The 20,192-nt window shown below is 59.1% G+C and carries 25 protein-coding genes and 2 pseudogenes; 22 read left to right on the top strand and 5 right to left on the bottom strand.

Annotation, left to right across the window (positions count from 1 at the left end):
- The first annotated feature begins 273 nt into the window (after positions 1-273).
- Positions 274-600 carry a hypothetical protein gene (locus tag ACOYW1_RS00240; protein WP_482421210.1) on the top strand — a complete coding sequence of 109 codons (327 nt, stop codon included), beginning with the start codon at positions 274-276 and terminating at the stop codon, positions 598-600.
- 73 nt (positions 601-673) lie between these two features.
- Here ACOYW1_RS00240 and ACOYW1_RS00235 read toward each other — a convergent pair whose 3' ends face one another.
- Complete coding sequence (locus tag ACOYW1_RS00235; protein ID WP_482421209.1) at positions 674-1,789, bottom strand: acyltransferase family protein; 1,116 nt, start codon at positions 1,787-1,789, stop codon at positions 674-676.
- A gap of 348 nt (positions 1,790-2,137) precedes the next feature.
- On the opposite strand from ACOYW1_RS00235, the gene ACOYW1_RS00230 reads away from it, so the two are divergent.
- A complete protein-coding gene (locus ACOYW1_RS00230) occupies positions 2,138-2,659 on the top strand; it encodes a hypothetical protein (protein ID WP_482421208.1) in 522 nt (173 codons plus the stop codon).
- Between the two features lie 40 nt (positions 2,660-2,699).
- Here the strand turns inward: ACOYW1_RS00230 and ACOYW1_RS00225 are convergent, their stop codons facing one another.
- Both ACOYW1_RS00225 and ACOYW1_RS00220 read right to left on the bottom strand, forming a co-directional pair.
- Entirely contained in the window at positions 2,700-3,932 is a 1,233-nt protein-coding gene (locus ACOYW1_RS00225) for a sigma-54 interaction domain-containing protein (protein ID WP_482421207.1), read from the bottom strand.
- A 67-nt stretch (positions 3,933-3,999) separates the two neighbouring features.
- Positions 4,000-4,119: pseudogene (locus tag ACOYW1_RS00220) on the bottom strand (PAS domain-containing protein); the annotation flags it as partial.
- A 606-nt stretch (positions 4,120-4,725) separates the two neighbouring features.
- Between ACOYW1_RS00220 and ACOYW1_RS00215 the strand changes: the two are divergent.
- From ACOYW1_RS00215 to ACOYW1_RS00125, 19 genes are all read left to right on the top strand, one after another.
- Entirely contained in the window at positions 4,726-6,084 is a 1,359-nt protein-coding gene (locus ACOYW1_RS00215; RefSeq protein ID WP_482423874.1) for a sodium/glutamate symporter, read from the top strand.
- 162 nt (positions 6,085-6,246) lie between these two features.
- Positions 6,247-7,398, top strand: coding sequence for an epoxide hydrolase family protein (locus tag ACOYW1_RS00210; RefSeq protein WP_482421206.1), 1,152 nt, complete (start codon positions 6,247-6,249; stop codon positions 7,396-7,398).
- Positions 7,399-7,404: 6 nt separating this feature from the next.
- Positions 7,405-7,878, top strand: coding sequence for a serine dehydratase beta chain (locus tag ACOYW1_RS00205; protein WP_482421205.1), 474 nt, complete (start codon positions 7,405-7,407; stop codon positions 7,876-7,878).
- Complete coding sequence (locus tag ACOYW1_RS00200; RefSeq protein ID WP_482421204.1) at positions 7,847-8,119, top strand: hypothetical protein; 273 nt, start codon at positions 7,847-7,849, stop codon at positions 8,117-8,119. Before ACOYW1_RS00205 ends, ACOYW1_RS00200 begins: the two co-directional genes overlap by 32 nt.
- 15 nt (positions 8,120-8,134) lie before the next feature.
- Complete coding sequence (locus ACOYW1_RS00195) at positions 8,135-8,638, top strand: L-serine ammonia-lyase, iron-sulfur-dependent, subunit alpha (protein WP_482423873.1); 504 nt, start codon at positions 8,135-8,137, stop codon at positions 8,636-8,638.
- Positions 8,639-8,787: 149 nt separating this feature from the next.
- Positions 8,788-10,227, top strand: a complete 1,440-nt coding sequence (locus ACOYW1_RS00190; protein WP_482421203.1) for an aldehyde dehydrogenase family protein — start codon at positions 8,788-8,790, stop codon at positions 10,225-10,227.
- Positions 10,228-11,075: 848 nt separating this feature from the next.
- Positions 11,076-11,747: a helix-turn-helix domain-containing protein gene (locus ACOYW1_RS00185; RefSeq protein ID WP_482421202.1), complete on the top strand. Its 672-nt coding sequence runs from the start codon at positions 11,076-11,078 to the stop codon at positions 11,745-11,747.
- A gap of 123 nt (positions 11,748-11,870) precedes the next feature.
- Positions 11,871-12,377, top strand: coding sequence for a TonB-dependent receptor plug domain-containing protein (locus tag ACOYW1_RS00180; protein ID WP_482421201.1), 507 nt, complete (start codon positions 11,871-11,873; stop codon positions 12,375-12,377).
- 1 nt (position 12,378) lies between these two features.
- Positions 12,379-12,504 (top strand): hypothetical protein, encoded by a 126-nt coding sequence (locus tag ACOYW1_RS00175; RefSeq protein WP_482421200.1) that lies wholly within the window; start codon positions 12,379-12,381, stop codon positions 12,502-12,504.
- Positions 12,505-12,567: 63 nt separating this feature from the next.
- The gene (locus ACOYW1_RS00170; RefSeq protein WP_482421199.1) at positions 12,568-12,762 is read left to right on the top strand and encodes a hypothetical protein; all 195 of its coding nucleotides are present in this window, start codon (positions 12,568-12,570) and stop codon (positions 12,760-12,762) included.
- Positions 12,759-13,226: a TonB-dependent receptor domain-containing protein gene (locus ACOYW1_RS00165; RefSeq protein ID WP_482421198.1), complete on the top strand. Its 468-nt coding sequence runs from the start codon at positions 12,759-12,761 to the stop codon at positions 13,224-13,226. Before ACOYW1_RS00170 ends, ACOYW1_RS00165 begins: the two co-directional genes overlap by 4 nt.
- The gene (locus ACOYW1_RS00160) at positions 13,208-13,843 is read left to right on the top strand and encodes a TonB-dependent receptor (RefSeq protein WP_482421197.1); all 636 of its coding nucleotides are present in this window, start codon (positions 13,208-13,210) and stop codon (positions 13,841-13,843) included. The genes ACOYW1_RS00165 and ACOYW1_RS00160 overlap by 19 nt, the downstream gene beginning before the upstream one ends.
- 107 nt (positions 13,844-13,950) lie before the next feature.
- On the top strand, positions 13,951-14,181 hold the full coding sequence (locus ACOYW1_RS00155; RefSeq protein ID WP_482421196.1) for a FeoA family protein: 231 nt from the start codon (positions 13,951-13,953) through the stop codon (positions 14,179-14,181).
- The gene (locus ACOYW1_RS00150; protein ID WP_482421195.1) at positions 14,165-14,581 is read left to right on the top strand and encodes a FeoB small GTPase domain-containing protein; all 417 of its coding nucleotides are present in this window, start codon (positions 14,165-14,167) and stop codon (positions 14,579-14,581) included. Before ACOYW1_RS00155 ends, ACOYW1_RS00150 begins: the two co-directional genes overlap by 17 nt.
- A 14-nt stretch (positions 14,582-14,595) precedes the next feature.
- Positions 14,596-14,922, top strand: coding sequence for a hypothetical protein (locus tag ACOYW1_RS00145; RefSeq protein ID WP_482421194.1), 327 nt, complete (start codon positions 14,596-14,598; stop codon positions 14,920-14,922).
- Between the two features lie 36 nt (positions 14,923-14,958).
- Positions 14,959-15,228, top strand: a complete 270-nt coding sequence (locus tag ACOYW1_RS00140) for a hypothetical protein (RefSeq protein WP_482421193.1) — start codon at positions 14,959-14,961, stop codon at positions 15,226-15,228.
- Between the two features lie 88 nt (positions 15,229-15,316).
- Positions 15,317-15,517: a nucleoside recognition domain-containing protein gene (locus ACOYW1_RS00135; RefSeq protein WP_482421192.1), complete on the top strand. Its 201-nt coding sequence runs from the start codon at positions 15,317-15,319 to the stop codon at positions 15,515-15,517.
- Positions 15,499-16,164: a hypothetical protein gene (locus ACOYW1_RS00130; protein ID WP_482421191.1), complete on the top strand. Its 666-nt coding sequence runs from the start codon at positions 15,499-15,501 to the stop codon at positions 16,162-16,164. The genes ACOYW1_RS00135 and ACOYW1_RS00130 overlap by 19 nt, the downstream gene beginning before the upstream one ends.
- Before the next feature lie 279 nt (positions 16,165-16,443).
- Positions 16,444-17,547: a GGDEF domain-containing protein gene (locus ACOYW1_RS00125; RefSeq protein WP_482421190.1), complete on the top strand. Its 1,104-nt coding sequence runs from the start codon at positions 16,444-16,446 to the stop codon at positions 17,545-17,547.
- Positions 17,548-17,754: 207 nt separating this feature from the next.
- Here the strand turns inward: ACOYW1_RS00125 and ACOYW1_RS00120 are convergent, their stop codons facing one another.
- Entirely contained in the window at positions 17,755-18,804 is a 1,050-nt protein-coding gene (locus ACOYW1_RS00120; protein ID WP_482421189.1) for a hypothetical protein, read from the bottom strand.
- Between the two features lie 637 nt (positions 18,805-19,441).
- Here ACOYW1_RS00120 and ACOYW1_RS00115 point away from each other — a divergent pair.
- Positions 19,442-19,819, top strand: coding sequence for a hypothetical protein (locus ACOYW1_RS00115; protein WP_482421188.1), 378 nt, complete (start codon positions 19,442-19,444; stop codon positions 19,817-19,819).
- 161 nt (positions 19,820-19,980) lie between these two features.
- On the opposite strand, the pseudogene ACOYW1_RS00110 reads toward ACOYW1_RS00115, so the two are convergent.
- A pseudogene (locus ACOYW1_RS00110) lies at positions 19,981-20,139 on the bottom strand (Wadjet anti-phage system protein JetD domain-containing protein); the annotation flags it as partial.
- Positions 20,140-20,192 lie beyond the last annotated feature (53 nt).

Raw genomic sequence — 20,192 nt, 5'->3', positions numbered from 1 at the left:
GGTCCCAAAGGGTTTCGTTTTTGGGGTGTTGTCGGGGAATGCCACGCATCGGTTTCGGTGCGTGGGACGCACCCTACGGGCCACGGAGCTTGGGCGTTGCAGGTACCCCGGACGGCACGGCATAGCGGGAATGATCTTTTTCTATTCCCTATTCCCTATTCACCATTCACTATTCACCTTTTACCCTTTGCCCTTTGCCTTTTGCCTTTTGCCTTTTGCCTTTTGCCATTCACAATTTGCCATTTGCAATTCACGAAAAAAAAGGAGTCCATCATGACACGATCAGAAATGTGTAGCGAGCCCGGGATTTTTGCGGGGTCGGAGATCACGGAGTTGTGTGAGGCCATTAAGGATATTCACCGGTTGCTGGCGTCGGTGGGGGATTTTCTTGTGGAGCTGGACGGAGCTGAGGCCCCGGGGGGAAACGGGCTTCAGGTGGATTTCAAGCGGTGGGGCGTGCGGACCATCGCCGAGGATCTGCTGGCCCGGCAGTATGAAAAGCTGGATCGGATTGTGGCGATTTACAAGCAGGAACAGGAGAAGATGTCGGAAGGCCGGGGACCGCGGCCAGTGGAGGAGCATCCGGTGCTGCGGCAATGAACCGGCACCGAGGCGTGTGTTCCCTGGTGCCGGGGCACAGCCTGTGGCAGGCCCCGGCACTGGACGAGGGGGGTTAAAACACCCGGCGCATGGCGGCGCTGCTGCGCATCAGGGCCGAGGTGCCCCAGGAGAGCGTCACGGCCAGGGTGAGGGTCAGCGCGAATTTAAGGAATATGGGAAGCTGCACCTTGGTGAGGCCGTAGGAGACCCCGAACACGAAGAACTGGTGCACGTAATAGCTGCCGTAGGAGTTGTCGGAGAAGTGCCTGAGCACGGTGCCGGTGCGATTGAAGCAGGTCTTGCACAGGGCCAGGAGCCAGATAATGCAGGTGTAGCAGAATAGATTGAAAAGCGCGGCGTTGGCCCCTTTGAGAAGCAGAGTGGTGAGCTTTGGTTCGGGGAAGACAAGCTTCATGTAAAGGTACAGGGCCCCGGAGATCAATGCGAGAACACCCCAGGGAAGGGCTTTGGGTTCATAGCCGCCCTGGGTGAACCAGCCGTTTTGCTCGCAGTAAATGCCCAGGAGAAAAAAGAGGAACAGGCCGCCGATGCGCACGGGCTGGAACACGAACACGTAGCCGGGATGGATCCAACTGTCCAGGGGGAAAGACAGGGAAGCACCGAGGAAAATCAGGGTGGTAAGGGCCACAAAGCCCACATGGAACAGAGGCCCGGGAGTTTTCTGCTGATCGGGCTTTTTCACAAGGGAGGGAAAGGCCAACGCCAGGGCTGTTGTCACCAGAACAAACCCCATAAGCACCCCGATGAACCAGTAGTGGGCCTGCTGATAGGCTTTGCCCCAGAAATCATGGGTGAAAAAGTCGATGTAGGAGACGGGGATCTGGCGCGAAAAGTAAATCATGTAGGCAAGGGGCGGGGCCAGGACAAACACCCCCACCACCCAGGGCAGGGCGATGCGCATGAATTTGCCCTTAAGAAAGCGCCCGGTGCCGTGCTTCCTTAAAGAGGCAAAGAGAAAATACCCCGAAATATAGAACATGACGGGCATGATAAAGACATCCAGCACAATGACCACGGCGGTGAAAAAGAGGCTGCGCTGGGGGTCCAGCACATACCACCACTCCGGGGCAAAGGCCATGTAGCAAAGGGATGTATGAAGGGCCACCACCAGGATGATGGTAAGGCTCCGTAAATTATCCATGAAATAAAGTCGGTTTGAGTTGTCCATGATCACTCCACACGGGGTCTGGGGGGTTAACACACAAAGGCACGGGGCGGAGGCCCGTTGGGCCGGGGAATTGCGGAGGAAACGCGATCTTCCTCAGGGCTCGGGCTTCGCCCCTTTTGCGTTGCCTACGCCAATCCCGGGGCGTTTTCAATTCAAATTCCATGGATAGTCGAAATAAAACAGAAGGATCCACCATCGGGGAACACCCGTGTGAATCAGGGGGGAAATGCCACCGACAAAACAGTGGGCAGCCAGTCCAATGAGTTATTGCTGAAACAAAACGCATCACGTATCGTGGGCCTTCAACTCAAACGTACCCACTCATTCCGGCAACAGGAGGCCTTCACCGTGAACGACACCCAACAGACCAACACCTTCATCCTGAGACTGTATCTGGCCACGGTGGACGAACCCGTCTTCGTCAGCCTTCGAAAAGAAGAGAAAGACCGCTTCACATCCACCCTCCTCCAGTTCGGAGAAGGTGTTGAGGCAGAGGGCTTTTTCGTCAGCGACACCGTTAACGGGAAAACCATCGCCATAAACCTCTCCAACATCCAGGCCGTAAATATCCTGTGGGAACCCGCCACCTCCGACAAAGACCAGGCACTTAGCGACGGCCCCATCACGATCTTCCTGAAAAACCGAAAAGAGCCCATGGAGAGCTACACAGGCTCCCCGGATGAGCTCCACGAATTCTTCTCGTCCCTTGACCTGGGCCCGGAGGTCTCCGGTTTTTTTGCGGGTTTTCTGGATAGTGAAGGGGAAGAGCTGCTGTTCAACACAAAGGAGCTGCTCTACATGGAAGCCCCCACCTGTGTGGTGGATGAGGGGTGGGAGATGATCAAGGCCGAGTCCGGCATGGACGATTAACCCGGATATGTTTTGAAAACACGGCCCGCGTGGCGGGCCTCTATCCCTGTTTCTTCCCTGCCTTGAGTTTGCGGGACACGGTGGTGCGGTTCACCTGGAACATCTCCGCTACCTGTTCCATGGAGTGGCAACCCTCCATGGCTTTGCTGAGGATGTCGTACTCGATCTCTGCCATGATCTCCTTAAGGGGCCTGCCCCCCTGGCCCTGGACCGGTACGTAGGATCGGGAGCCCCGGGCGGCCTCTTTGGGCATGAGCCGTGGAAAATCCTCGGGTTCGATGACGCGCTTGTCCAGGGTGATGACAATGCCCTGGATCATGTTCTGAAGCTCCCGGACGTTGCCTGCCCAGCCGTGACGCAACAGCATGGGCATCACGTCGTCGGAGAAGTAAAACTGCTTGCGGTACTTCAGGTTGTAGCGCTCAAGGAAATACTGGGCCAGGGGCTGGATGTCTTCGAGCCTCTCTTTGAGGGGCGGGATGTCCAGGACGCTCACCTGGAGGCGGTAGTAGAGATCCTGACGGAAGGTGCCCTTGGCCACGGCCTCTTCCAGGTTCACGTTGGTGGCCGCTATGATCCGGGTGTCGATCTTTTTGGGCTTCAGGCTCCCCACCTGCATGATCTCCTGATCCTGAAGGACCCGGAGCAGCTTTGCCTGCACGTTCAGGGAGAGCTCGCCAATCTCATCCAAAAAGATGGTGCCGCCTGCCGCAACGTCGAAGTAGCCGGGCTTTCCCTCCCGCCTTGCCCCGGAAAACGCGCCCCGGGCATACCCGAACAGTTCGGACTCAATGAGGTTCTCTGGAATGCTGGTGCAGTCCGCGCAGAAAGGGTCCCTAGGAACGATCGCTCCGGGAATGGATGTATCGCGCCACCTCGCCTTTTCCCACGCCGGTGTCCCCGGTGAGGCTTCCGTGGCATCGGTGGCGGCCACCTTGCGGGCCTGGGCCATCACCTGCTTCATGGCCGGGCTCTCCACCACAACGGCGTCCGGGGCGGACACCTCCCGTGCCCCATGCTGGATGTTGCTCCAGAAGGTCTGGAAAATGTGCTTGTGGTACTCGATCTGCTCCTTGAACAGGGTCAGGTGGCTGATATCCCGGATAAAGGTCACCACCAGCTCCACCTCCCCGTCGGCATTGAGGACGGGGTAGCCGTGCAACAGGTTTTTCCGCCCCCCGCTGGTCTGCTGCACCGAGCTTGCCGGACGCTTTGATTTCAGGATCACCGGGCTCACGGCCCCCATGAAGAGGAGGATCCCTTTGCTCTCCACCCGGACTCACGTGATGGGCACCGTCAAACACCCCCTCCTTGCTGTTCAGAAAACGCACCTCTTTCCCGAGAAGAGCCTCCGGGGGCAACCCGCACAGCCGCTCATACATGGGGTTCATCTTGAGGATCACCCCCTCGGCGTTGCTGATGCAGATCCCTTCGTGGAGCACGTTGAATATCGCATCCATCTCGCTGAAGAGGTGGCCGTATTTTTCCTGAAAATAGGGGACTTCGTATGCTGTTTCGCTCATTGCCATCCATGCGCCGTTTGGGATTTCAAGGCAGTCAGGGACGCCGGTGCCCGGAACGGTTCCAAAGAGGCCCGACGATCATCTGAATTTATGAGGAGTTACCACGCTGTCTCCAAAATGTCGAGGCCTGGGCCGGGGAGGCGGGACCCGCCGAACGTTAAAAAAAAACCTTCTTCCGCGCCCTGTGCAGTTCTGCACGCCGTGCAATTCTGCACATTCCCCCAACCCTTTTAAATTATATTGATTTGTGAAATCATGCGTGCATTCCTGCACAAATCAGCGCCAAAGACGAGGGCACGCAGAATCCATGACAAGGATTCATAAATAACCTAAATCAAACTGATTAAAAGGGGCCTGTTCATTTTTCAGGGGGTTGGCATCCTTGTTGCTATTCTTCCGGGGCGTTGGTTTGCAGAATGTTACCCTGAACGGGCAGCGCAGCACGGTGGGGTAACACCGGGGAATTCATTTTTTATCGGATCAGGGAACCGCATCCCCCTGGGCCGAGAGGAGGTCTTTTTGTCAGCGACATTCTACCCATATGTGGGCGCCTTTATCTGGATCAGTATTCTGCTTGTTGGTGGTGCTTTTTTACGTAACAAGATTCCGTTTTTGCAAAACCGGTTGATCCCGTCGTCCCTCATCGGCGGCGTCATCGGATTTGTCCTTTTGAACACCGGGCTCATCGGAATGCCCACGCCCGAGGGCTGGGTCACCATTCCGTCCAAGGTCTTCGGGGTGATGGTCTTTCACCTGTTTGCCTTTGGTTTTGTGGGCATCGGCCTGCTGCAGCAGGACAAAAAGGTGGACAGCGGCAAGTCCACATGGCTTCAGAACGGCGCCCTTTGGATGGCCTTTATGTACTGCCTGGTCTACGCGGTCCAGGGCGTCACCGGCAAATCCATCTTTGAGTTCGCCAGGATGATCACCGGCGGAGAGTTCTTCACCGGCTTCGGCTACCTGGTGGGCTCCGGCTTCTCCCAGTCTCCGGGGGCGGCCCAGGCCTTCGGCACCATCTGGGAGAGCACCTACGGGGTCCACGGCGCCAGCAGCGTCGGCCTTGCCTTCGGCGCCATGGGATTCCTCTGCGCCATCTGCCTGGGCATCCCCCTGGCCAACCGGGGCATCAAAAACGGCTGGGTGGCGGACAAAAGCTCCAAAGCCCTTCCCACCAGCCTTCTCACCGGCATGATGGGCAAAGGCGAGGCCACCGAGTGCACCCGAACCACCACCCACCCGGCCAACATCGACAACCTGGCCTTTCACCTGGCCATCATGGGAGCCCTCTATGGCGTGGGATACGTCTTTGCCCTGGCCTGGTCCGTAAACATGCCCAAGGGCGTCAACGGCCTGGGATTCGGCCTTCTCTACACCTGGGGAATGATCGCGGGCCTTGTGACCCGCAAGGTGCTGGACAAAATCAACCGCCTCCATGTGCTGGACAACGCCACGGTCCGCGGCGTCACCAGCAGCACCATCGACTACATGATCTGTGCCGTGTTCATGGGCATCTCCATGAGCGACATCCAGGCCATCATCGTCCCCTTCCTCTGCACCGTTGCCGTGGCCGCCATTGTGACTTACCTCCTCATCCTCTGGTTTGCCCGCCGCATGCCCGAGTACGGGTTTGAGCGGGGCCTGGCCATCCTGGGGTGCTACACCGGCACCGTGGCCTCGGGCATCCTGCTGCTCCGCATCGTGGACCCGGATTTCAAATCCCCGGCTGCCGTGGAGCTGGCCGTGATGAACGTGTTCATCACCGTCTCTATCCAGCTGGTGTACCTGAACCTGCCCTTTATCCCCACGGAAGGGTCCATCATGCTGCCCATTTTCATCGCCTACATCGTGGTGATGCCCATTGCCCTGTTCTTCTTTAAATTTGTTCAAAAACGCGCGTGGTAGCCTTTTGACGCCACACGTTCCGGGCGGCCCACGCCGCCCAGTATAGCGGATGATCACGGGCCGACACCTGGTCGGCCTGCGTCATCCCCGTAGATATAAATAGACAGACGTCATGCAGGCCCCTTTTTACCCTGGGGCCCATGACTGCAAAGGACATGTTGTATGGTTACGCCTTTTACAATTGATATTTCAGAAGAAACCCTTGAACAGATTCGCCGACGGGTCGCCGACTTTCCATGGCAGGACATGACCCAGGACGAAGGGTGGGACCATGGAACCAACCTGGACTACATGAAAGAGCTTTGCGCCTACTGGCTTGAGAGCTATGACTGGCGCGCCCATGAAAAGAAAATGAACGCCTTCGACCATTTCAAGGCCGAGGTCGACGGCATAGAAATGCACTACATCCTTGAAAAGGGAAGCGGGGACAACCCCATGCCCCTGCTCATCAGCCACGGATGGCCGGGCTCCTTTGTGGAGAGCCTGGACATCATCGAAAAGCTGGCCCACCCCGAGCGGTTCGGCGGACGCGTGGAAGACGCCTTTGATGTTATCGTGCCCTCCCTGCCCGGGTTCGGGTTTTCCGGCCGCCCTCCCCGCCCCTTTGGCCCCCGCGCCATGGCAGGGGTCCTCAACAGCCTGGTCACCGATGTGCTGGGCTACGACTCCTACTACGCCCACGGCGCGGACTGGGGCAGCGCCATCTCAAGCTGGCTGGGCTACGATCACGCGGATCACTGCCGGGCCATCCACATCAACTTCCCCACCATGAGACACGTTGACGGCCCCCAGACCCCGGAAGAGGAAGCCTGGGCCAAATCCTGCGAGACCCTGCCCAGGGTGGTCCTGCAAAACGGCTACCGGACCCAGCAGGCCACCAAGCCCCAGACCCTGAGCTATGCCATGATGGACAGCCCCGTGGGTGTGGCCGCCTGGATCGTGGAAAAATTCCACGCCTGGTCGGACATCGATGGAGACAACGTGGAGAGCGCCCACACCAAGGACGGCATGCTCACCAACATCATGGTCTACCTTGTGACCAAGACCTTCAACACCTCCACCTGGATCTACTACGGACGCCGAGAAGAGGGTGGGCGCATCCTGGGCACCAAAGAGCGCCCCAGGGTGGAGGTTCCCACGGCCGCGGCCATGTTCCCGGCCGAGAGCTTTCCCTGGCCCCCCCGCTCCTACGCCGAGCGCCTCTACAACATTCAGCGCTGGACCGCCTTTTCCCACGGCGGCCATTTCGCCTCCCTGGAGGAGCCCGACGTGCTGATCAACGACATCGTGGCCTTTGCCCGATCTTTTCGGTGAGGTTGAATGGAGAGCTTAAGCGCACTGTACCGCATCGGCCTCGGCCTGTTGTCGAGGAAGACTACCTGTCCCAGGTTTGCCGCTGAGCAGTTTGCCTCCCGGTATCCTGCGGCCAGCCGATTCCGGGTCACCCTGTACGGAAGCCTGGCCGCCACCGGCAAAGGGCACCTCACCGACCAGGCCCTCTACGAGGTGTTTGGCCGGGACTGCCTGGACGTCTCCTGGAAACCGGACCACAGCCTGCCCCAGCACCCCAACGGGATGAAGTTTGAAGCCTTGTCCCATGGGAAGGAGCTGCTCGGAGAGCAAATTGTCTTCAGCGTGGGCGGGGGCAGCATCCGAACCCCCGGCGAGATGCCCCTGAAAGAGGAACCCGTGTATCCCCACCAAACCCTCGGGGAGATCATGGACCATTGCCATGGGCCGGGCATCACCCATTGGCAGGATCGTGCAAGACCACGAAAACACCGCCGCCTTTGATCACCTGGCCGCGGTGTGGCAGGCCATGAAAGCCGCCGTGGAAAAAGGGCTCACCGCCCGGGGCGTGCTGCCCGGCTCCATCGGCCTGGGCCGAAAATCCTGGACCGTGTACCAGCGCACCCGCTCTGCCGGGGACGCCATGCAGGAGACCGGCCTCATCACCGCCTACGCCCTGGCCGTGTCAGGCCAACGCATGCTGGCACTGTTGTCACGGCCCCCACCTGCGGCTCCTGCGGGGTGATGCCCGGGGTTCTCTATTACCTGCAACAAACCCAGGGCCTCTGACGCGGACATCCAGGCCCTGGCCACGGCCGGGGTGTTCGGAAACGTCATCAAGCGCAACGCCTCCATCTCCGGCGCAGAGGTAGGCTGCCAGGGCGAGGTGGGCTCGGCTTGTGCCATGGCGGCTGCGGCGGCCTGCCAGCTTTTGGGAGGCTCCCTGCGCCAGATCGAGTACGCCGCCGAGATGGGCCTTGAGCATCACCTGGGGCTCACCTGCGACCCCGTGGACGGCCTGGTGCAGATCCCCTGCATCGAGCGCAACGCCTGCGCGGCCACGCGAGCCCTGTCCGTTGCCCACATGTCCATTTTGTCCGACGGCTCTCACCTCATCTCCTTTGACGAGGTTGTCTCCGTCATGAAACTCACGGGCCACGACCTGCCCGCCCTCTACCGGGAGACCTCGGTGGGCGGCCTGGCCATGGTCTATCGCGGAAAGCAATCGTGCCCAGGGGCCGTTACGCCCCCGTGCCAGTCGTAATATTTACTTAAATAATTAAGGCAGGTTCTGCCTCCGGCGGCCCTGCCGGGGGCCAAACTTTTGAAAAGTTTGACAAACAGGTTTTCCGCACCGCCGGAGGCACTTGAATCATGCTTTTGACACACATGCAGTTAAACGGAGAAAAAAATATGACCTACGCCAAACCGTTATCCAAAGAGGATATCTTTGCACAGGCAAAAAACGGAACCCTTGAAGCCAGGGCCATCATCCCCAACAGGAAAAGCGCCCAGGGAACCATGACGCCCACCTTGAACCCCTTTGACAACAGCGTCATCGGCCATGTGGAATTCTGCGACGCCGAGGTGGTCAACGAAGCCGTGGCCGTGGCCCGGGACACCTTTGAAAAGGGCACTTGGTCCCGCATGTCCCCCTACGACCGCAAGCTGGTGATCCAGAAGTGGGCACGGCTCATCGACGAGCACGCCGAAGAGCTGGCCGCCCTGGAGTGCAAGGACGTGGGCAAGCCCCTCAAGGAGTGCATCGGCTTTGACCTGCCCGACACCAGCTACACCATCTCCTGGTTTGCCGAAGCCGCAGACAAGGTCTTCGGCAAGGTCTCCCCCTCCCCCGGCAACAACCTCGGCATGGTTGTTAAAGAGCCCATGGGCGTGGTGGGGGCGCTGCCCTGGAACTTTCCTGCCACCATCTTTGCCTGGAAAGTGGCCCCGGCCCTTGCCGCAGGAAACTCCATCATCGTCAAGCCCGCGGAGCAAACGTCCCTGAGCACCTACCGCATGGTGCAGCTGGCCCACCAGGCCGGGATCCCCGAAGGCGCCCTGCTGCTGGTCACCGGCCTCGGCGAAGCCACGGGCAAGCCCCTGGGCCTCCACAACGAGGTGGACGTGGTCTCCTTCACCGGCTCCACCGAGGTGGGACGCTACTTCCTCCACTACTCGGCGGACAGCAACCTCAAGGAGATCGTCCTGGAGTGCGGCGGCAAAAGCCCCCAGGTGATCTTCGAAGACACCTACCCCATGGATGAAGTGGTGGACCAGATCCTGGACGCCGCCTTCTACAACATGGGCGAAAACTGCAGCTGCGGCTCCCGCCTTCTGGTGCAGGAGAGCATCAAGGACGAGGTGATCAAAGCCATCGTCGCCAAGCTGCCCGAGTGGAAAATCGGCGATCCCGCGGACATGTCCGTCTTCATGGGCCCCATGATCGAAGAGGGCCACTTCCGTAAGGTGCTGGCCCACATCGACGCCTCCAAAAAAGAGGGCGCCACCCTCATCTACGGCGGCAAGGCCGTGGATGCCGGTGCGGGCAAGTGCATTGAGCCCACCATCTTCGACAACGTCACCCCGGAGATGTCCCTATTTAACGACGAGGTGTTCGGCCCGGTCCTTGCCGTCACCACCTTTAAAACCGAAGAGGAAGCCATCGAGCTGGCCAACGCCACAAAATACGGCCTGGCCTCCTCCATCTACACCTCGGACATTCGCCGCGCCCACCGCGTGTCCCAGCGCATCAAGGCTGGCACCGTCTCCGTGAACTGCTTCTCCGAAGGAGACATCGGCACCCCCTTCGGCGAGAGCATCCGGCTTCTGCGGCCGCGACAAAGGCTTTGAAGCCCTTGAGCAGTACATGGCCACCAAGACCATCTGGTACGAGAACTAACGCCTTACCTTACCTCACCCAAGCCTGGGCTTCGGGGCAACTGCCCCGGGGCCTGGCTTTTTTATAATGATCACTCGAACCGTTTTTTGTAGCTATTCAAAAGCTCCTCAAACTGGCTCTGGTGCGTGAGGAACGTTCTTTGGGGCGCTTTTTTCAAATAAAAAGCGCCCCGCCGAAGGAAAATTAGAGCTTAACAAAATCCTTTTTAATTGTTCTGTCCCTTCACCCCTTTCCTCGTTCCCTGCCTTGACACAAATCCATCATCGTATTACACCACCCCTTTATTTTAGGAAGACCAAATATTTTTAGCAGAATCAAAACAGAACACAAAAACACGGCCGGAAACCTTTCGGCCGATTCGTTCCCGGGAGAGCGCCTGACGGGCTGGAATCCATTCAGGCAAACCGGTTGTTCGGCCGCTTCTTCGAAGCCGATGCCCCCTTGGAGGGCAGCTCCGAACATGTTGAAGACGCTGGGAATGGCCCAAAGAGATGGGCTGCGGTTCCATGTCCATGATTGAGCTTCGCCCGGGCCTCAGCCTTGGGATCGGATGTTACCGGCTTCTGTCCAACCTCTCTTTCTCCTTTGAAATCGAAACGTCGCCTTTTACCATCGCCTTCAGCCTGTGCAGGCAACATCCGCCAGAGGATCACCTATGAACACGGCGAACTGGACGTCTGGCATCTCCAGGCGGGCCACGGGATCATGAGTTACCTTCCCCTCTCTGGCAGGGGGTGACCTACCCGCCATCGGGGGTCTCCCTGGAAGGCGTAATGCTGATGCGGACCCGTCCCTTCTCATGTCCCTCACCGGCCCGGAGGCGGAATCCCTTCCCCGGGAATGCCACGACATCATCAGAGGGGGCGACGACCACACACACTTTTACCGGCGGTTTCCCCTCTCCCCCCACACAGCCGCCACCGTCAACCGGATCCTCAACCTGGGCCCCGAAGAGCCCTTCCGCCTTGTAACCCTTCAGGCCTACGCTTTGGAGCTGATCCGGGACAGCCTCCAGGCGCTCCTGCCGGACGCATGCCCCTTAAGCCCGCCGTGTCCCCTCACCGACCGGGAACTCAAGCGGGTCCGCATGGCCCACACCCTCCTGACCCGGAATTTGGAGTCCCCGCCCTCCCTGCCCGAGCTTGCCCGCTCCGTGGGCACCAACAAAAACAAGCTCAACCACGGGTTCCGGGAACTCTACGGAAAAAGCGTCTACGACTGCCTGAGGATCCACCGCCTGGAAAAGGCAAGGCAGCTGCTGGAGACCGGCCAGGTTCACCCAGTGTGGCCCTTGAGGTGGGGTATGCCCAGCACAGCAACTTCACCAAAGCCTTTAAGAAGCACTTCGGCATCTCCCCCTCCGGCCTCTTTCGTTAATCCGTATTTTTTCCTTCCGCCCAAGAAATTGTGTCGCCTGGCAACACCATCGGTCCGTTCGGCAAAGCCCAGGCCCTTTGCCTGCCGTATGTAAGGTATCGGCTTCGGGCCAACGGTTTGCAGGAAACGCGGCCCGGGCCGTTACACAGGGACTGAATGAACGAAGGAAGGAAAAAACGGAATATGATCACCCACCGCAAGACTCCCCCCGCTCGCCGTGCCGAAGCACGCCGCCCTGATAAGCGCCATGCTCCTCTTCTCCGCGCCGGTCTGCCCGGCCGACACCACGGCCAAGGAACAGCGAGGTGCCACCGAGCTGGAGAGCCTCACCGTCACCTCACAGAAGCGTGAAGAGAGCATCCGGGATGTACCCGGAAACGTCACGGCCGTGGACGGCTTTCTCATGGACGATCTGGGCAAGAACACCATCGATACGCTCACCGAACTCGCCCCCAACATCAACGTGAACCGAATTGATTCCCACACGACCCAGGTGGTCTTCCGGGGCATCGGCGGCCTCACCAACATGAACAAGGTGTGGAACACCAACGTGGACGGCGTTACCATCCCCTATGTGGGCATGGACATGTTCCTGCACCCCGAACGGGTGGAGCTTATCCGGGGAAGCCAGGGGGCCCTTTACGGGCGCAACTCACACGCAGGCATGGTCAACGTTATCAGCCGAAAACCCACCGAAGTCTTTACCATGGACAGCCCCCCTTGAGGTGGAACGCTTCAGCACCACCCGGTTCAAGGCGGCATTCGGTGGGCCCTTGGGGCCCAAACAGGGGTATCGACTTGCCCTGGGCTACACCAAAGGGGGACGGCTACTACAAAAACAGCTACCGTGACAAAGAAGACGGGGGCGAGCACGAGCAGTTCTCCGGCCGGGCCACCTGGAGTATAAACCAGCAGTGGACAACACCCTTCGCCTCAGCATCACCGGGGACAGCTACGACGGGGCCTTTGAGGTCTTCACCCCGCTGGCAACAGGGGTCTCCCGCACCACAACCAACAACGAAGGGAGCAACGAAGGCTCCCTCTTCTCGCCCACCCTCACCTGGAAAAGGCGTTTCCGGGTTTTGAGCTCACCACCATCACCAACGTGAGCAGCTCAGATTACAGCTTCTCCTACGACATGGATTTTTCTCCGGCAGACCTCATGAGCCTGGCCTTTGACGAGCAGTTCAAGACCGTCACCCAGGAGGTACGCCTCTCCGGAGAAAAAGGGCGACTCCAGTGGCTCGGCGGCCTCTTCTTCCTGGCCGAGACCAACGACATCTTAACCGACTTCAGCTTCGGCCAGGATGCACCGGGCCCTCCGGTAACCGGCCCCGGCGGCATGCACCAGATCGCCGATGCCACCATCGACAGCCAGGGGGGCGCCCTCTTCGGACAGACCACCCTCACCTTCCTGGACCGCTGGAAACTCCGCACCGGCCTTCGGGTGGACTATGAACGGCGGGACTTCACCTGGCAGGGGCGCACGGAACTGGGCGGCACAGCCCTGGACACCCGTACGACTTTTCCCGGGATGACGACTGGGTGGGCCTCATGCCCTCGGCCAGCCTGAGCTACGCCCTCACCCCCAAACAGCACGCCTACGGCTCCGTTTCCAGGGGTTACAAGGTGGACTACGCTGCCAACCAGTTTCAACTCGACGCCATCAAAGAGCCTGTGGACCCCGAGTACACCGTCACCTGGGAGCTGGGCTACAAAGGACTCCTGGCCGACAACCGCCTGGAGCTCAACACCGCCCTCTTCTACATCGACTACACGGACATGCAGGTAAGCATCATGAAGGACAACGTGGCCGTGATGCAGAACGCCGCCGAAGCCCATAGCTACGGAGCCGAGGTGGAGGCCATCGTCAAGGTGGCCGACCGGTTCGACCTGCTCATGGGCCTGGGCTGGCTGGAAGGGGAGTTCGACTCCTTTGACAACCACCCCAGCGGCAAGGACCTTGCGGCAAACTACCTGCCCAACGCCAACAAGTACAGCGCCACCCTGGGCGGACGGTACCGCCACGAGAGCGGCTTTTTCACCTCCTTTACCACCGCCTTTATGGGCCCGAAATACATGGATGAGGAGAACACCACCCGCCAGGAGAGCTACACCCTTGTCAGCGCCAAGGTCGGCTACGAAAGCGACACCTGGGGCGCCTACCTCGACGGACGCAACCTCCTGTAACCAGACCTACCTCCAGCACACCTTCGCCAACGCCGGTCGCGTGGGCGAGCCCGCCGTGGTGGGCGGTCGGGTAAATGTATTTTTCTGATGAAAGGAGACCAAGGCGTATGTCTACCCTTGAGCAATTGAACAAAGGCCGCAGCGCGGTCATCGAGGCCCTTTCCGGGACGCCGGGTTTTGTGAACCGGGCAGCGGCCATGGGGTTTACCCCCGGAGCGCGGGTCACGGCCGTGCAGAACACCCGCACACTTCCCCTTCTGGTCCACCTGAGGGACACCCTGGTGGCCATTGACAGGCACGACGCCGAAAGGATCGCCATCCATGAACCCAGCAAATAGCTGCCAGGGGCGGTGTGCAGCCGGGTGTTGCCACGCAGAACCCGCCGCCTGCACTCCGGCCTGTGACCGGGACCTCACCGTGGCCCTGGTGGGCCAGCCCAACACCGGAAACTACTCCTTGTACCGCCTCACCGGGGCAAACCAGCACGTAGGCAACTGGCCCGGTAAAACCGTGGAGAAAAAAGAGGGACAAGTGAAGGCAGGGGGACGACGCGTCGACATCTTCGACCTGCCCGGTACTTACAGCCTCACCGCGGAGTCCATGGAGGAGCGCATCTCCCGGGACTTTCTCACCGAAGAGCGCCCCGATGCCGTGGTGGCGGTGGTGGACGCGGCCCAACTGGAGAGATCCCTCTACATGGTGGCGGAGCTGGCCCTCGCCGAACGTTCCCACTGGTGATCGCCCTGAACAAAATGGACCTGGCAGCCCAAAACATCATGGTGGACGCGGAAAAACTCGCCTTCCTCACCGGAATGCGCGTGGTGCCCTTGTCGGCCATCGACCGCAAAAAGGAGACGGGGATCGAGGCCCTGCTGGGACCCGTCGGTACACGGGCTGTCCCTTGTGCCCGGTGCTGGCCGAAGAGATGGAGGCGGCTTTCGGAGAGGTGCTTCCCGCTGTTTCCGAGGCCCCTGCGCCGCACACCCGCCCCAGGGCATGCCGCCCTTGTGGCTGGCGGTGAAATGCCTGGAAAAAGACCCGGAGATCCTGGAAAGAGTCCAAGAGACCATGGGGCGTGACGCCAGCCCCCGGGAGGTGGCCCGCCTTACCGAGTCATGCCCGGACGGCCTCGTGGCGGGCACCGCGGCCCTGCGCCGTGGATCAGCCATATCCTCTCGGAGGTGCGATCCCAGGCAGACCGAACGCCCAAGAGCTTCCAGGGACGCTTACAGGCTGGCCACCCCACCCCCGTCTGGGCAAAGGGGTGGCCGCCTGTGTTCTCCTGCTGGGCATTGTGGCGGCCTACGCCGTCGGCCGTCCTCATGGTTCCGGCCTTTGCCCTTTTCTTCTCCACCCACGCCATCCATGACGCGATCGCCCGGTAGCCCGGCCTGGCTGGCGGTGGTCTGAACGGCGTTCTCTGCGGTGTGAGCCTCGGACTGATGATCATGGGCTTTATCGGGGCGGTCTTTTTTGTCATGGGGATCCTGGGAAAACTCCGGCTACATGGCCCGGCTCGCCTACATCTTCAATCCGTTCATGCGACGGCTCGGCCTCCACGGCAAATCCGTGATGCCCGTGCTCATGGGGCTCATCTGCGACGTCATCGGCACCGGGGGTAGCCAAACCGCACCATCGACTCCTGGCGACAACGCATGCTCACCCTGGCCCTGATTCCCATTGTGCCGTGCAAATCCCTTCTCATTGTCACGGCCTTTCTCAGCGGCATCTTTTTCGGCTCCAAGGCCCTCTGGGTGATGCTCGCCCTTTTTGCCGTCACCGGCCTTCACATGGTGGTCACCTCCCGCCTGCTGCAGCGGTTTGTGGTGCCCGGTGAGCCCACGGGCCTCATCATGGAACTGCCCCCCTACCAGAAGCCGGACATGAAACACGTCTGCCTCTACAGCCTCACCCGCATGAAGGCCTTTTACCACCAGGGGTTCTGGTTCCTGGCAGGGGTTTCCTTTCTCACTTGGGCCGGGATCTACTTTCCCGGGCCAACCATCCACCAAAGCTACATCGCCTGCCTGGGACGCTCTTTAGAGCCCCTGGGCCACTTCATGGGCTTTGACTGGCGGCTCTGCATCGCCTTTATCGTGGCCTTTGCCTCCAAAGAGGCCACTCTGGGCACCATGGCCGTCATCTTCGGAGCGGCCACCACCACCGGTGCCGACTCTTCAACATCATCATGGACAAGGAGCTCCTCTCGGTTGTCCACAACGGGCTCAGCTCGTTCTTGGCGTCCTCAGGGGTCTCCCAGGCCAGCGCCCTGGCCTTTGTCTTTGCGATCTTCTTCTCCCTGCCCTGCTTTGCCACCCTAGGGACCATCTATGCAGAGACGCGCTCTGTACAATGACACCAGGCACCCTGCTTTACTATTTCGCCGTCTCCATCACCATGGGGGCCGTGGCGTTTCAGGTGGGCCGGGTTCTCTTTCCGGGGGGATAGCCATCAGAAAAATGAACACCCAAACCGCATGCGCACCCGGCCGGGGCAGCCCCGGCATCTGGGTGCGCATGCGTATAATACTGGCGTGTTGTCCGGAGAATTGCGATAGTACTTCTTCTGATCATACCTGGCTAATGGGCAAAGGAGGTGCCATGACCCGCAGCGATATAGACAAGGTCGAAACAGACGCCAAGCACATTCTCAACCAGCTGGGCTCCCTGAGTTCCTTTCTCACAGGTATGGACCCGGCCTCTGAAGGGGATGCCTGCTTCACCATGCCCCTTTCGATCATGACAGAGGCCATGGCCTTTGATGTAAGCGTGCTTTACGAGGTCTGCAACGTGGTGGACAACTGGCTGATCCTGGAAGTGGCCCGCGTGTTCGACCCCAAAGGCTACCGCGAAGACCTGAAGGAAGGAAAAAAACTCATTCTGGACCTCACCCGTGCCGAAGGGATCTACATCAACGAGATCAAGGCCTTCACCTCCCGCAAGGTCTCCTGCATCAACGTGCCCAACGAAGGGTGCGACATGATGGGGTTTGTCTACCTCCCGGAGAGCCTGGGCGGCGGCTACCTCTTCGGCGGGGACTACTGCGGAGAAGAATCCCGGGTGCGGGACTACGAGGCCAGCGTCTGTGAGATCATGTGCAACTTCCTCAGCACCATCCTCATCAAGGCCCAACTTGAAAAACTCGCCGTCTACGACAGCCTCACCGGCCTGGCCAACAGCAGACGCATCAAAGAAGAGGCCTCCCGCGTCCGCAACCGATTTGCCCGAAAGCCCAAGGCCGTGGCCTCCGTGGCTATCTGCGATATCGACCACTTCAAGGCCGTCAACGACACCCACGGCCACATTCAGGGGGACATGGTCATTAAAGAGGTGGGCGAGCTGCTCTCCACCTCCATGCGCAAACACTTTGACGTGGCAGGACGCTACGGCGGGGAGGAGTTCCTCCTGGTCCTGGATGAAACCACGGGCCCCGAAGCCATCGCCATGATCGAGCGCATCCGCAAAAAAATCGAAACCCACGCCTTCCCCAAGGTGGACCAGGCCGGAAAACCCATCCCCGGCGACTCCCTTCGCATCACCCTCTCCTTCGGCGTGGCCGAAAACCGGGCGGACGCCTCCCCCTGCGATGCCCTGGAGTGGATCAGCCGGGCCGACCGGGCCCTCTACCGCTCCAAACACGATGGCAGGAACCGGGCCACCCTCTGGAGCCATGCCCTGGATGAGGCGTGCGTAGAAACGGCTTAAGACTGCCTCCGGCGGCGAGGTGGGCCACCTGGAAATGTGACATCCCGTAGGGTGTGCTTGCGCACCATTTGTTCGGAAAACCAACGCCTTTTGCCATTTCTATGCGTTGTGAAGGTCACCTGCAGATGGGTTTTCATGGCCGGTACGATTCTTCGGCGGTGCGCAAGCGCACGTACCTAAGTCCCTACACCGTCGGCAACGCGTCACCTACATAAGGATGCCTTTGTAGATAAAATACCCGTAGCTTGCGGCAAGCAGGGCCCCTGCGCCCCGGGGAAGGCGCTTCATGGCCCCGACAAAGAAGAAGTGGACGGCACACGCCGCCATGATGGTGAAGGCCCCGGTTTCAAAGGAATCGGGGATTCGGATGGGAGAAAAAAACGCGAAAATGCCGATACACATGGGAATGCAGATATGGCCGTCCCCGATCTGGGAAGAGTAGGCGATGTCGGAGCGGTCCACGGCTGCATAGTAAAAGGCAAGAAGCCCGTTGGGAACCACCATGAGAAGACCGCTTAAGATGCCGATCTGGCTTGTGGAGATGATCCCCCCGCCCCCGGCCGACACCCAGGCCACAAGCCCTTCGATGCTGACATAGGTTCCCCAGGCCGCCCCGCCCACCAACAGGATATCCACAACCACCCAGAGACTTACGGCTCTGTGTTTCTGGACGTTGGTCTTCATCACATCAAAGACCTGAAACACCTGCCAGAAAAGAAACAGCCCCATGAGCACCAGGCCGTCCCCCTGGTTCAGGACCCCGTCCCGGCCCAGGGCCCAGGTCACGGCCGTAAAAAACACCATGGCAATGAGGGTAAGAAGAAGGGAGAGGTAATCGAGCTTCTCTTCTGAACGGTCTTCCTTTGTCCCCTTGAGGGTCAGGCCCCACAGCACGGCGGGGATGCCCAAGAGGATGGTCAGGTTGGTGACGTTGTTCACGATGCAGTTTTCAAGGACCATGGCCGCGTCCCCGCCCGTGGTTCCCATCACATAGGCAAAGGCGAGATTGGAAAACCCCGAGCAGTACGGCATCACCATGGTGCCGATGGCAGTACCCTCAAAGCCGCGCTTCTCAAAGGCATTAAGCCGCCAGACCATGACCATGGAGGACACCAGAAACAGCCCCAGAAGCTGCCACGGCCCTGCGTGGGACCCGGCGGACAGGACGCTCTTAAAAATAGCGGTATAATTGGGGGTGGCAAGCAGTGCCATCAGGCCGCTCAGCAGCCGGGCACAATAATCCAGTATGTTATCCACAACGCATCCATCAATCCGGTTTAAGGCGCAACATCACAACAAGACGCTCGACAGCAGTGTCCAGGGGGCGACAATCCTCAAGGCCTGTGGGTCACTCAGCGGCAAGGGCTCCCTGAAGGATGTCATCGACCAAAAGAGGCGTTGCCTTTATTCTTATGTGGAATGCGCCCGGACGATAAAGAGAATTCACCGTCAAGGCGTGCCCCGACATCGAATTTATTTTGCCTTTCGTCATTTTTCGTATGCAGCAGTGCAAATTAAATCGACTTTGCATCCAATTGGGCTGATTATTAACGATATCCTGTCATTTTTAAGGGCTATACACCTTTCACCTGCTTCGACAATTCAATACAGATCATCGCGACCTGAACGTATGCAGCCATGCCAATACAATGCGGCATGATGGTTTCTCAATCCCGGCAAAGCTTTCCCGTATAATGAAAAGAAAACCCTCCCGGACAAATGAGAAACCTGAGGCCTGCCTCTTCTGCTGAAAAGCGCTCTCGTAATTCTCCAAAAATGAGTAAAAAATCGTCCCGCCAACATTTGGGACGACTGTATGCCGTATGGCCGGAACTCAACCCCATAGTCCGTTACATTTTTGAGGTAATTTCGAATCTAAAAAAGGAGAGCTAACATGAAGATCAACGTTTCTGCTTTAATCCTGACCCTGATTATGATGGTTTCCCTGGCGGCCTGCGGCACCTACTACCAAGTGACCGACCCTTCAAGCGACAAAGTCTACTATACTGAAAAAATAAACAAGAAAAGCAACGGAGCCATCGAGTTTAAAGACTCGGCCACAGGAAAAGAGATCATCATCCAGAACTCTGAGGTGATCGAAGTTGACAAAGATGCCTACGAAGCAGGCATGGCAGAACCAGCCCCCGCACCAGAACCTGAAGCGGAACCAGCTGCTGAAGCAATGCCTGAAGCCGAAGCCGAGCCCACAGCTGAGGTAGAGCCTGCTGCGGAAACGGAACCTACCGCTGAAGCAGAGCCCGCCGCCGAGTAAAACCCAGCGCTAAAATGGAATAAATAAGATGGAATATTCAGGCTTTGCCCCTCTGTTTTGAACGTTTTCGAAACGGAGGGGCAAGGCAGGTGATCACGATTTTGGCGGTGATGGGTACAGGTTTTTATGATACAGCTGGCACGCAGTAAAGCGATGGATACTCACCCATCAAGAATCCCCATGATTGATTCCATTAACCAACCAAAGGAAATCCTTTCCTGTTCCAGCCTGACATGCTCACCATAATGCCCTCCTCGCAACGCAGCGTAAAGGCCTGCCCCTTTCCTTGAAAGCCGATTCAAGTCTCGATTTTCCTGCCGTGACTCTTTTGACCTATGCTGGAAATAGGTGACAAGGCAACAGTTATTTCAGT

The organism is Desulfoluna sp. CYM3A (assembly GCF_056829965.1).
Note: the sequence above shows the minus strand (reverse complement) of the source record. Positions and strands in the feature narration are given on the sequence as shown.

Bases quoted from the DNA above. Each gene is read 5' to 3' on its own strand.
- ACOYW1_RS00240 (WP_482421210.1), top strand. From the start codon at position 274: ATGACACGATCAGAAATGTGTAGCGAGCCCGGGATTTTTGCGGGGTCG.
- ACOYW1_RS00235 (WP_482421209.1), bottom strand. From the start codon at position 1,789: ATGGACAACTCAAACCGACTTTATTTCATGGATAATTTACGGAGCCTT.
- ACOYW1_RS00210 (WP_482421206.1), top strand. From the start codon at position 6,247: ATGGTTACGCCTTTTACAATTGATATTTCAGAAGAAACCCTTGAACAG.
- ACOYW1_RS00205 (WP_482421205.1), top strand. From the start codon at position 7,405: ATGGAGAGCTTAAGCGCACTGTACCGCATCGGCCTCGGCCTGTTGTCG.
- ACOYW1_RS00190 (WP_482421203.1), top strand. From the start codon at position 8,788: ATGACCTACGCCAAACCGTTATCCAAAGAGGATATCTTTGCACAGGCA.
- ACOYW1_RS00185 (WP_482421202.1), top strand. From the start codon at position 11,076: ATGTCCCTCACCGGCCCGGAGGCGGAATCCCTTCCCCGGGAATGCCAC.
- ACOYW1_RS00160 (WP_482421197.1), top strand. From the start codon at position 13,208: ATGCCCTCGGCCAGCCTGAGCTACGCCCTCACCCCCAAACAGCACGCC.
- ACOYW1_RS00155 (WP_482421196.1), top strand. From the start codon at position 13,951: ATGTCTACCCTTGAGCAATTGAACAAAGGCCGCAGCGCGGTCATCGAG.
- ACOYW1_RS00150 (WP_482421195.1), top strand. From the start codon at position 14,165: ATGAACCCAGCAAATAGCTGCCAGGGGCGGTGTGCAGCCGGGTGTTGC.
- ACOYW1_RS00145 (WP_482421194.1), top strand. From the start codon at position 14,596: ATGGACCTGGCAGCCCAAAACATCATGGTGGACGCGGAAAAACTCGCC.
- ACOYW1_RS00140 (WP_482421193.1), top strand. From the start codon at position 14,959: ATGCCCGGACGGCCTCGTGGCGGGCACCGCGGCCCTGCGCCGTGGATC.
- ACOYW1_RS00130 (WP_482421191.1), top strand. From the start codon at position 15,499: ATGCTCACCCTGGCCCTGATTCCCATTGTGCCGTGCAAATCCCTTCTC.
- ACOYW1_RS00125 (WP_482421190.1), top strand. From the start codon at position 16,444: ATGACCCGCAGCGATATAGACAAGGTCGAAACAGACGCCAAGCACATT.
- ACOYW1_RS00115 (WP_482421188.1), top strand. From the start codon at position 19,442: ATGAAGATCAACGTTTCTGCTTTAATCCTGACCCTGATTATGATGGTT.